Genomic DNA, 10,941 nt, shown 5'->3' with positions numbered 1-10,941 from the left:
ATTAAATAGCGTGATATTCAGTCACTTTATAATTCTATTGCTGATGAATTTAATATTGTTCAAGAAATAGAATCTAACAGGTTCATTAATTAAATATCTTTTAAAGAGAGGTACTGTGCATAAATACTCTATTTGTGATACAAATGAGATGTTTACAAAAGTAATAATGCTCGACGATTACAATTCGAACATCTCGTTTCTACTAGTTCACATTAGTAAATCACTAATGTGAACATTATTTTTACAAATGTTTTGGCTTTTGTAATTATTATTTTAAATTTGTAATGTTATTAAAGTTAACATCTGTAAAATTCACATATAAACAACTTAAGAATGAAGAACCGAATAGTTCAGCTGATTAATAGTGAAGGTTTAACCTCTTCAAAATTTGCAGACACAATTGGTGTTCAGCGGTCTAGTATTTCTCATATTCTATCCGGTCGTAACAACCCAAGTCTTGACTTTGTTCAAAAAATACTAACATCATTTCCTTCAATTGACCCTAATTGGCTTATTTCAGGAATGGGCAATATGTATAAGTCACAAGATTCACCTTCTTTATTTCAAGAACCGGAAATAAGCCGGGCACCACTTGAAACTCTACCCAATCATCCTCCTAAATTAAATAAGGAAACAATTAATATTCCGCGCTCAAACCCTGAACCTATGCTGGAAATGAGTGCATTTACATCTGGAAAACAGATAGAGAAAGTAGTCGTGTTTTACACAGATAAAACTTTTAAAGAATACAATCCCTCTTAAATATTTTTTAGCTTATCTTTGCCTGCGTTTATACTTAACAGTTTAAAATACAACCAGGCACCATGAAAAAATTAGTACAGGACTTTGAGGTACTGCACAAGGAAGAGCTTAATGACGGGACTTTTGTTATTGATGTAAAGGCATCAGCGCCTTTACCTGACATTAAGCCAGGGCAATTTGTTAACGTTCTTGTCGAAAATACAGCCAATACCTTCCTCAGAAGACCTTTGTCCATCCATTTTGTTGATTACGAAAAGAATATCATCAAATTATACATTAAAAAGATTGGAGAAGGCACTGCCAAATTAGGCGAATTACTCCTTGGAGACAAGCTTAATATCGTTTTTCCGTTAGGAAATCAATACTCTATCCCTAAGAACTCTAAAACTCTTTTAATTGGTGGTGGCTGTGGTGTTGCTCCTTTATTATACTTGGCAAAACATCTTAAAGACGCCGGAAATGAAGTGACAACCATATTGGGTGTACGGTCTGCCTATGATGCCGTTGAATTAGATCCTTACAAACAGTACGGTCGTATATTCGTGACTACCGAAGATGGCTCAATTGGCGAAAAAGGCTATCCTACGCAACATTCTGTTCTTAATGAGAAGTTTGATTATACTTTCACCTGTGGGCCAGAGCCAATGATGAAGGCTGTAGCAGCTTACTCAAAAAGCAAAAATATTCCATGTGAGGTTTCACTGGAAAACACTATGGCTTGTGGATTTGGAGCTTGTTTATGCTGTGTAACTGACACAAAAAGAGGTAATATATGTACATGCACTGAAGGTCCGGTGTTCAATATAAATGAGTTGAAATGGTAAATTTGGAAGTTAAGCTTAAAGATCTGATTCTTAAAAATCCGGTAATGACTGCTTCCGGAACCTTTGGTTACGGTGAAGAATTTGAAGATTTTATTGATATCAGCCAATTAGGCGGCATTTTAGTTAAGGGCACTACAAGACATCATCGGGAAGGAAATCCTTACCCCCGAATGGCTGAAACACCTTCTGGAATGCTAAATGCTGTTGGTTTGCAGAATAAAGGAGTTGAGTATTTTTGTGATAATATTTACCCCAGAATTAACCACTACAATACAAATATCTTGGTTAACGTTTCCGGTTCTGTAATTGAAGATTACGTAGAAACGGCAGCAATGATTAATGAATTGGATAAAATACCGGCAATAGAGCTGAATATATCTTGTCCGAACGTTAAAGAAGGCGGAATGGCTTTCGGAACTAGTTGTTCTTCTGCAGCATCGGTTGTTCGTGAAGTTCGTAAAGTGTACAAAAAGCATTTAATGGTTAAATTGTCGCCAAATGTAACGGATATTACTGAGATCGCTAAAGCGGTTGAAGCAGAAGGTGCTGATTCTGTGTCTCTTATTAATACGCTATTGGGAATGGCTATAGATTCAGAAACAAGAAAGCCTCTTTTATCAACAGTTACAGGAGGTTTATCCGGCCCATGCGTGAAACCGGTTGCCTTGCGAATGGTTTGGCAGGTTTTTAACGCTGTTAATATACCCATTGTTGGCTTAGGTGGTATTATGAATGCAAAAGACGCCATTGAGTTTATCCTGGCCGGAGCTTCTGCAATTCAAATCGGAACTGCTAATTTTATTGACCCTCAGATAACAGTTAAGGTTGTTGAAGGAATCAAAGAATATATGATCAGACATCAGGTTGAAAATGTAACTGATTTAATAGGGGCGATTAAAACTCAATAAATCAATCCATTACAATAAAGAATTATTTCTTTATTTAGCAATATCAGAGTTTACATCTGTAATTACATTTGTAAACTCTTGCTGTTTAGTTTAAGTTCTGTTCTATATTTTATAAAAATTTCAGACACAATTAATAAATATATTTCACCATTAAAACCTATATAACAGGATGTTACACGGACATGGAGATGATGGTTACCAATATAAACAAGCAATTGTTGCTAATTTTAGCAGTAATGTATGGTTTGGTGGGAAATCCGAAAATCTAAAACAACACCTATTCAATAATTGGGATACTATACATTCTTATCCGGAAGCATCTGCTGAGAGTCTGGTAGATGCATTGGCGATTCATTTAAATGTTAATAAGAATCAAATCATTGCAACCAATGGCGCTACGGAAGCCTTTTACCTTATTGCACAATGTTTTTCTGAATCTAATTCAAGTATCATCATCCCTACTTTTTCCGAATATGAAGATGCCTGCAAAGTCAATAAACACAAGCTATTCTATATTAATTGGGCCGAATTAACCAGCAAAACCATTTTTGAAGAAGGCTTGGTCTGGATTTGCAATCCTAATAACCCAAATGGGAATATTTTAGAATCGGATGAACTTGAGGAAATGCTAAAAATCAATTCAAAATCTATTTTTGTGATTGATGAAGCTTATATTGATTTTACTGATGAGATTAACTCATGTATAGATTTACTCGATAAGTGCAAGAATTTAATTTTGGTGAAATCTCTCACTAAAAACTTTTCAATTCCCGGCCTGAGATTGGGATATTTGATTTCAAACAAGGTATTGGTACAGAATATTCAATTCTACAAAGCTCCTTGGACGGTAAATTCTCTGGCAATTGAGGCTGGGAAATTCCTTTTGGCAAATAAAACCGATTTTCTCCCCCCTGTAAATTACTATAAATCAGAAACTAAAAAATTTCAGAAAAATCTCCAAAAAATTTCAGGTCTGCAAATTCATCCTTCAAAAACTTCTTTCTTTTTGGTTGAACTAGAAAAATCATCTGCTTTTGAACTAAAAAAGTTCTTAATTTCGAACTTTGGAATATTGATTCGTGATGCAGCTAATTTTCGTGGTTTAAATTCTTGTTATTTCCGCCTCGCGACACAAACCAAAGAAAAAAATCAATTATTAATCGACGCATTAATTCAATGGAGCAAATTGAACTCATAATCCTCCCTCTTGTTATAGGATACATTTTAGATCTTGTTTTTGGTGATCCAAGAAGCTTGCCGCACCCAATCGTTTTATTCGGTAATACGATTTCCTTTTTTACGAAACATCTGAATAAAGGAAAATACCAATTATTCAAAGGAGCTGTAATGACTTTAGGATTAGCAACAATTGTATATTTTATTTTTTTGTACCTAAGTATTATCACTTTAAACTGGAATAGTACAATTTATATTGTACTTACCTCGATAATGGTTTTTTACGGATTGGCGAATAAAAGCTTGTTGCAGGAAGGATCAGAAGTATTTAAACACCTTAATGAAAAGGGATTGAAAGCAGGCAGGAAAAGATTATCATGGATTGTTGGTCGGGATACATCCAAACTATCGGAACAGGAAATACGTTTGGCTGTATTAGAAACTTTATCAGAAAATTTATCGGATGGTGTTGTTGCTCCTCTTTTTTATTATGCCATTGCCGGAGTTCCGGGAATGATGTGTTATAAAATGATTAATACAATGGATTCCATGATTGGATATAAAAATGAGAAGTTCATTTTGTTTGGACGGGTTGCTGCCCGATTAGATGATGTTGCGAATTTTATTCCCGCTCGTATTACTGCTTTTCTAATGGTATTACTCACCCTCAATGCGAAAGGCTTTTTATACATTTTTAAATATGGACATGCTCATCTTAGTCCAAATGCCGGCTACCCGGAATCGGCTCTTGCAGGAATCATAAATTGTCAATTTGGCGGACCTCATGATTACGAAGGTAAAAGTGTTTACAAACCATTTATTGGAGATAATAATCGGAAAATAACAAACGAAGACATCTGTAAACTTTTTTACATCAACCATTCGGTGTGTTTTGCCAGTATTCTTTTCATTATTGCTGTCTATTTTCCATATGGAATTCTGTTATAAAAAAGGAAAATTTAATTCCGGCTGGAATCTTTAATTTGTAACTTCACACTTTAAATATTCCATATTAATTAAGGATACTGATCCAAAAAGAAGTTAGCAATGATTCATTTAATTACAGGAGGACAACGTTCCGGGAAAAGTTTATTTGCTGAAGATCTGGCACTATCCTTAAGTAATCAGCCCGTTTATCTGGCAACCTCACGAATTTGGGACGAAGTACATCGTGACAGAATTGAAATACATAAAAACAGACGTGGAAATCAATGGACTACTATTGAAGAAGAGAAGTTTTTGAGTCGACATGATTTTTCGGGGAAAGTAGTACTTTTAGATTGCATCACCTTGTGGATTAACAACTTCTTTTTTGATAATGAAGAGGATGATAAAAAATCTTTGCAAGAAGCAATTCAGGAATTAGAAATACTATTCGACCAAAATTGTGATTGGATAATCGTTACCAATGAATTGGGATTAGGTGGACATCCCGAAAACAAATTGGCTATGAGGTTCAATGATTTGCAAGGAAGCATTAATCAATACATTGCAAAAAAAGCCGACCGTGTTACCTTAATTATATCTGGCTTACCACTTGAAATTAAAAATACTTTATAACAGAACCGATACTATTTTTGATTTGGAATAGACAATAAGACAAATTCAGAATACAGGGAGATAATAATTTATGATCTTGGTATTTTAAAAGCCATGATTAATCGATAATCAAATTCGAAACCTTTAAATAATTGTGATGGAATTTAAAATATCCTCCTTATCCACATCCTTGGATCAGGAGCTGTTAAATAAAATCAATGGGAAAACAAAACCCCTTGGTTCGCTTGGAATGCTTGAAAAGATTGCATTTCAAATAGGGAGCATTCAAGAAAGTTTATCTCCTGAAATTAAGAATCCTGCAGTGGTTGTATTTGCCGGAGATCATGGAATAGCAGATGATGGTGTAAGTTTTTATCCTAAATCTGTTAGCTATGAAATGCTTTACAATTATATGCAGGGAGGTGCAGCAATAAATGTATTTTCGCGTCAGCATAATATTAATTTTAAAGTTGTTGATGCAGGTATTGATCATGATTTTGATCCATCATTAAATATTATCAATAAAAAAATTGCTTACGGAACTAAGAACTTTCGATTTGGCCCTGCAATGACAAAAGATCAATGTCTTGAAGGATTTAGGAGTGGCGCCGGCATTATTGAAGGAATTCATAAAGATGGATGCAATTTTATTGCTTTTGGAGAAAAAGGAATCGGAAATACATCATCGGCAGCGTTAATACTTAGCCTTTTAGCAGATATTAGCCTGGAAGAGTGTGTAGGAAGAGGAACTGGATTGGATGATAATGGCGTAAAATCAAAATTTGAATTATTGAATGAAGCTTTGCATAAATACAATGGTGGGAATAATCCCCTTGATGTGCTGACTCAATTTGGAGGATTTGAAGTCGTTATGATTGCAGGTGCCATGTTGAAAGCTGCAGAATTAAAAATGACTATGTTAATTGATGGATTTATCATTACTTCAGCTTTGCTTGCTGCATCCAAAATCAATCCTAAAGTATTGGAATATTGCCTTTTTGCCCATAAATCGAATGAGCAAGCTCATATTAAAATGCTAAATTACTTAAAGGCTGAACCAATTTTGGATATTGGTATGCGGTTGGGTGAAGGAACAGGAGCCATGGTTTGTTATCCGATTGTAAAAAGTGCCGTTCAATTTATTAATGAAATGGCTTCATTTCAGGAAGCTGGAGTCAGTGAATCAGAAGAGGTAAAAACAATCAGCTAATTGTTTTATATTTAATTTTACATTTTAAAAAAATCGAATCCATGAATTTCAATATAAGTAAACCTAACAATGAGTTAAAGGAACAACTTCAAAATAAAATTGATTTAAAAACCAAACCGATTGGATCGTTAGGTGTTTTAGAAAAGTTAGCCGTAAAAATTGGATGTATTCAAAACACTTTGAGTCCGGAATTGAAACAACCGACTATCATGGTATTTGCCGCAGATCATGGAATTGCGCTTGATGGTGTTAGTCCTTACCCGCAAGAAGTTACCTGGCAGATGGTCGCTAATTTTCTTAGTGGCGGTGCTGCAATTAATGTTTTTGGTCGTCAGAATGGGATAGATATTCGGATAATTGATGCTGGTGTAAATTTCGATTTTGACAAAAGCTCCGGAGTTATTAATGCAAAAGTAGATTACGGAACAAAAAGTTATTTGAATGAACCGGCAATGACTGCGGAGCAATTTAAAACAGCAATTAAGCGCGGTGCAGATCTATGCGATAAAATGCACCGGGAAGGCTCCAATATTATCGGTTTTGGTGAAATGGGAATTGGAAACACTTCGTCGGCAGCTATTTTATTGCATATTTTAGCTGGAGTCGACTTAAAAGAATGTGTTGGCCGTGGTACCGGATGGGATGACGAAGGTTTGAAAAAGAAATATGAAATACTGAAAAATGCTGTTGCTAATTATAACGGCGATAATTATGTTGAAAATATTCTAACGCATTTCGGTGGTTTCGAAATTGTCATGATCGCTGGAGCAATGTTAAAAGCAGCTGAATTGAAAATGGTGATTCTGGTTGATGGTTTTATTATTAGTTCTGCACTTTTAGCCGCATCAAAAATAAATTCTGACGTTCTGGAATATTGTATTTTTACACACAAATCGAACGAGAACGGTCACAAACACATGCTTCAGCATCTTAAAGCGGAGCCAATTCTCGATTTAGGAATGCGCTTGGGCGAGGGCACAGGAGCTGCGGTTGCTTATCCAATTATTGAATCTTCGGTAAATTTCCTAAACCAAATGGCTAGTTTCGAAGATGCTGGCGTAAGTAACAGCGATCAAATTTCACAGGCATAGATGAGAAGAGAAATTGACATATTCTTTACTGGATTATCCTTTTTTACAAGAATTCCATTTCCTAAATGGGCTCGGTTTGAGAAGGAATATCAACATGAAGCTATCAAATATTTCCCCATTTCAGGTACAATTATTGGTGGGCTGGCAGGTTTGGTTTTTTATCTTGCCAATTTGGTTTTCCCTTTTAATTTATCGGTAATGCTAAGTATGGGATTCACCGTTCTTTTTACAGGAGCATTACACGAGGATGGTTTTATGGATGTTTGTGATGGATTTGGTGGAGGCTGGACACGTGAGCGGATCCTTGAAATTATGAAGGATTCCTTAATTGGAGCATTTGGAGTTACAGGTATTGTTTTCCTGGTGATGACAAAGTTTTTTTGTCAGTATTCTATATCTGCGGCTCAATTGCCCTTGATTTTAATTGCAGCCCACTCAGTTTCAAGAATGTTTGCAGCTACCTTGGTAAATTCGCACCAATATGCACGAACCGAAAATTCAAAAGCAAAAGATTATTCCCAAAAACTATCTGCCAAAAATATAATTTTCACAATTATTACAGGTATTCTGCCTTTGGCATTATTGGGAAATATAAAGTTTTTCCTTATTCTTATTCCTGTTTTTTTGAGTAAAGTTTTATTAGGCAGATATTTTAATAAATGGATAGGAGGTTTTACCGGCGATTGCATTGGGGCAACACAGCAGGTTTGTGAAATCGTATTTTATTTATCCTATATGGTAATTATTAATCAAGTTTTATAAGATGGAGATATATTTAATCAGACATACAAAAGTAAATGTTGAGAAAGGCATTTGCTATGGGCAAAAAGATGTTGATTTAGCTGAAAGTTACGAGGACGAATTGGAAGCTGTAAAAGAACAGTTGAAAGATATTGAATTTGATCTTATTGTATCAAGCCCGTTATCAAGAGCCAAAAAGTTAGCCAATGATATTTTTGGAGAACAAGTAATAGAGGATATAAGATTAATGGAATTGAACTTTGGAGATTGGGAAGGAAAAGTCTGGGACGAAATTAAAGATCCTTTATTCCCAGCCTGGATGGAGGATTTTGTAAATAGGAAATGTTCAAATGGAGAATCATTTGTAATGCTTCGCGATCGGGTTCTTGAATTTTGGAACGAAATCAAACTAAAAGACTGTAAAAAAATAGCGGTTTTCACTCATGGCGGTGTTATACGCACTATAAATGCAATAGTGAAAGATATTAAATTAGAAGATTCATTTAACGAGCCAGCAGTAGATTTTGGTGAAGTAACAATTATACCAATCTCAAAATAAAGAGCCATTGCACCAGAATATATGAAACGTCCATGCCAAAGTAATTTTGACACACAGAGGGATGATTATTTCAGCATGGTAAGTTCCATATGGCAACTGAAAAACAAATAATAAACATATGAAAATCAGAGACAAATTTGTTTCTGATTTTTTTGTTTCAAAACAAGTCTATTTAGTGTGCATGAAGTCTCGTATTTCATAGGATTTATCTTATTTAAAATGTTTAAAAGCTAATTCTGAGAAAGAAATCGCTATTTTAGCAATCCTAAAATAATAACAAGTAATGCGCGTTGTAATTTTTTCCATTCTTAGCTTTGTATTTATTCTTGTAAGTTGCAAAAAATCCAGCACCTTCACTCAAATATCTATTCTTCCTCAATTTGCAGAAATTGAGAATGTAGAGGATGTACATACAATTTTAGACTCTTGCGTAACCCCTTATATTTATACTAAAGTGGTATCGTTAAGAGGATTACCTGTTGATGAGAAAAAGATGAAGTTTGTAGAAATGTTATTACCATCTATATTAGTTTCTCAACACTCTTTATATCAGAAAATTACAAGAGTAGAACACATCGAACATTGGTTGCTTACGCACCCGCTGATGATGAAAAACGATAGTCTTTTTCTTTTCAAATTATTTGAAACCTACAATTGTAATGAAATTCCGGAGTTAAAAATAAGACTGAAGCCACATCCTGCAAGTATCGTTTTGGGACAAGCAGCATTAGAATCAGGCTGGGGATCGTCACGCTTTTTTAACGAAGGCAATAATGTTTTTGGTATATGGTCTTATGATGCAGGTGAAAACCGCATACAGGCACTCGTAGGAAGAGATTCAACAAGAATTTATGTAATAAGTTATGCATCTATCGAAGAATCAGTAAACGATTACTTTGAAACAATTGCCAGAGTAAATGCTTATGATGAATTTAGACAAGAAAGATATATATCTGAGAAACCATTTGAATTAATTCCTTTGCTTAATAAATATTCAGAAATTGGAGATGTTTATACAGACAAGCTGAAGCAATTAATCGAAAGTAACGACTTAACTAAATATGATTCTTATGTCATTAAAAACGATTATTTTGTTGAAGAGGTAATTAAACTATCTCAGGCGATATAAAAATGATAAAAAAATATTGAATAATATTTTTCCATTATTTTTATTTGATTTTTATATGAAATCGTTATTTTTAGGCTTGTTTTAAAAGAAAATCAATTATATAATTAATCATAAAAGTAATTTAGTATGAAAAAATTTATTCTGATTCTTGCGATTTGTTTTAGTGCAGTTGGCGTGTTTGCTCAATCAGCAGCTCAATTTAAAAATGATGGCAATACCGCTCTGAAATCGAAAGATTATAAAACAGCTCTTGTAAACTATGAAAAATATTTGGCTGCTGAAGACACAGAAAAAGATCCTGCATTGGTGTTTAATTTAGGATATTGCGCAATTAAACTGAAAAAATATGCGAAAGCGGAACAGTATTTTGGTCAATCAGTTGAAAATAAATACAAAACATCCATCGCATATCTGTACAAAGCTAAAGCTCAAAAAAGCCAGAAAAAATATGAGGATATGATTGTGACTTTAAATAAAGGCATTGCAGCTTGTCCAACAAAAAACTCTAAACTAGTTTCTGAACTTGCAAAGCATTATCTACTTGAAGGACAAAGTGCTCAAAAGGCGGATAAATTTGAACTTGCAGAAGATTTATACAAAAAAGCCGGTAACGTAAAATCTAAATTACAAGTTGATGCATTGTTTAGCTTAGGAACTTTGTACTATAACAAAGGAGCTAAAATTATGCAGGCCGCAACTCCTACTGCAAATACTGAACCTGAAAATTATAAAGCAGAATCTGCGAAAGCTAAAACTTACTTTCAAAAAGCTATTGTTGAATTAAACAAAGCAAAAGCTATAGCTCCTGCCAGAGAAGATGTTACTTCTACAATTACAACTATCAAAGGTTTGTTATAGTAATTCTTCCAAAGAATATAATTAAACTGGGATACCTTTTTTGGGTATCCCTTTTTATTTGCCTTCAAATCTAATATTTCATTGCTCCATCAGGAAAGCCCACTGGAAAAATCCTTAAAAAAGAGATCAAAAGCAGAATAGGTG

12 protein-coding genes are annotated in these 10,941 nt (G+C 34.3%); all 12 read left to right on the top strand.

What is annotated here, in order from left to right; all coding sequences use genetic code 11:
* Positions 1 to 333 precede the first annotated feature (333 nt).
* The 12 genes from BZG01_RS09460 to BZG01_RS09405 all read left to right on the top strand — a co-directional run bounded on the left by BZG01_RS09460 (position 334) and on the right by BZG01_RS09405 (position 10,797).
* A complete protein-coding gene (locus BZG01_RS09460; RefSeq protein WP_101309589.1) occupies positions 334 to 762 on the top strand; it encodes a helix-turn-helix transcriptional regulator in 429 nt (142 codons plus the stop codon).
* Between the two features lie 62 nt (positions 763 to 824).
* Positions 825 to 1,586 carry a dihydroorotate dehydrogenase electron transfer subunit gene (locus BZG01_RS09455; RefSeq protein WP_101309588.1) on the top strand — a complete coding sequence of 254 codons (762 nt, stop codon included), beginning with the start codon at positions 825 to 827 and terminating at the stop codon, positions 1,584 to 1,586.
* Positions 1,580 to 2,494, top strand: coding sequence for a dihydroorotate dehydrogenase (locus BZG01_RS09450; RefSeq protein WP_101309587.1), 915 nt, complete (start codon positions 1,580 to 1,582; stop codon positions 2,492 to 2,494). Before BZG01_RS09455 ends, BZG01_RS09450 begins: the two co-directional genes overlap by 7 nt.
* A 169-nt stretch (positions 2,495 to 2,663) precedes the next feature.
* Positions 2,664 to 3,692: a pyridoxal phosphate-dependent aminotransferase gene (locus tag BZG01_RS09445; RefSeq protein ID WP_101309586.1), complete on the top strand. Its 1,029-nt coding sequence runs from the start codon at positions 2,664 to 2,666 to the stop codon at positions 3,690 to 3,692.
* The gene (gene cbiB / locus BZG01_RS09440) at positions 3,671 to 4,618 is read left to right on the top strand and encodes an adenosylcobinamide-phosphate synthase CbiB (RefSeq protein ID WP_101309585.1); all 948 of its coding nucleotides are present in this window, start codon (positions 3,671 to 3,673) and stop codon (positions 4,616 to 4,618) included. Before BZG01_RS09445 ends, cbiB begins: the two co-directional genes overlap by 22 nt.
* 99 nt (positions 4,619 to 4,717) lie before the next feature.
* Positions 4,718 to 5,230: a bifunctional adenosylcobinamide kinase/adenosylcobinamide-phosphate guanylyltransferase gene (locus BZG01_RS09435; RefSeq protein ID WP_101309584.1), complete on the top strand. Its 513-nt coding sequence runs from the start codon at positions 4,718 to 4,720 to the stop codon at positions 5,228 to 5,230.
* 136 nt (positions 5,231 to 5,366) lie between these two features.
* Entirely contained in the window at positions 5,367 to 6,419 is a 1,053-nt protein-coding gene (gene cobT / locus BZG01_RS09430; protein WP_101309583.1) for a nicotinate-nucleotide--dimethylbenzimidazole phosphoribosyltransferase, read from the top strand.
* A 41-nt stretch (positions 6,420 to 6,460) separates the two neighbouring features.
* The gene (gene cobT / locus BZG01_RS09425; protein ID WP_101309582.1) at positions 6,461 to 7,510 is read left to right on the top strand and encodes a nicotinate-nucleotide--dimethylbenzimidazole phosphoribosyltransferase; all 1,050 of its coding nucleotides are present in this window, start codon (positions 6,461 to 6,463) and stop codon (positions 7,508 to 7,510) included.
* A complete protein-coding gene (locus BZG01_RS09420; protein ID WP_101309581.1) occupies positions 7,511 to 8,272 on the top strand; it encodes an adenosylcobinamide-GDP ribazoletransferase in 762 nt (253 codons plus the stop codon).
* A gap of 1 nt (position 8,273) precedes the next feature.
* Positions 8,274 to 8,810 carry an alpha-ribazole phosphatase gene (gene cobC / locus BZG01_RS09415; protein WP_101309580.1) on the top strand — a complete coding sequence of 179 codons (537 nt, stop codon included), beginning with the start codon at positions 8,274 to 8,276 and terminating at the stop codon, positions 8,808 to 8,810.
* A 283-nt stretch (positions 8,811 to 9,093) separates the two neighbouring features.
* Positions 9,094 to 9,939: a glucosaminidase domain-containing protein gene (locus BZG01_RS09410; protein WP_101309579.1), complete on the top strand. Its 846-nt coding sequence runs from the start codon at positions 9,094 to 9,096 to the stop codon at positions 9,937 to 9,939.
* A 126-nt stretch (positions 9,940 to 10,065) separates the two neighbouring features.
* Positions 10,066 to 10,797 (top strand): tetratricopeptide repeat protein, encoded by a 732-nt coding sequence (locus BZG01_RS09405; protein ID WP_101309578.1) that lies wholly within the window; start codon positions 10,066 to 10,068, stop codon positions 10,795 to 10,797.
* The last annotated feature ends 144 nt before the right edge of the window (positions 10,798 to 10,941 follow it).

Source organism: Labilibaculum manganireducens, assembly GCF_002843385.1.
Lineage (GTDB): Bacteria > Bacteroidota > Bacteroidia > Bacteroidales > Marinifilaceae > Labilibaculum > Labilibaculum manganireducens.
Note: the sequence above shows the minus strand (reverse complement) of the source record. Positions and strands in the feature narration are given on the sequence as shown.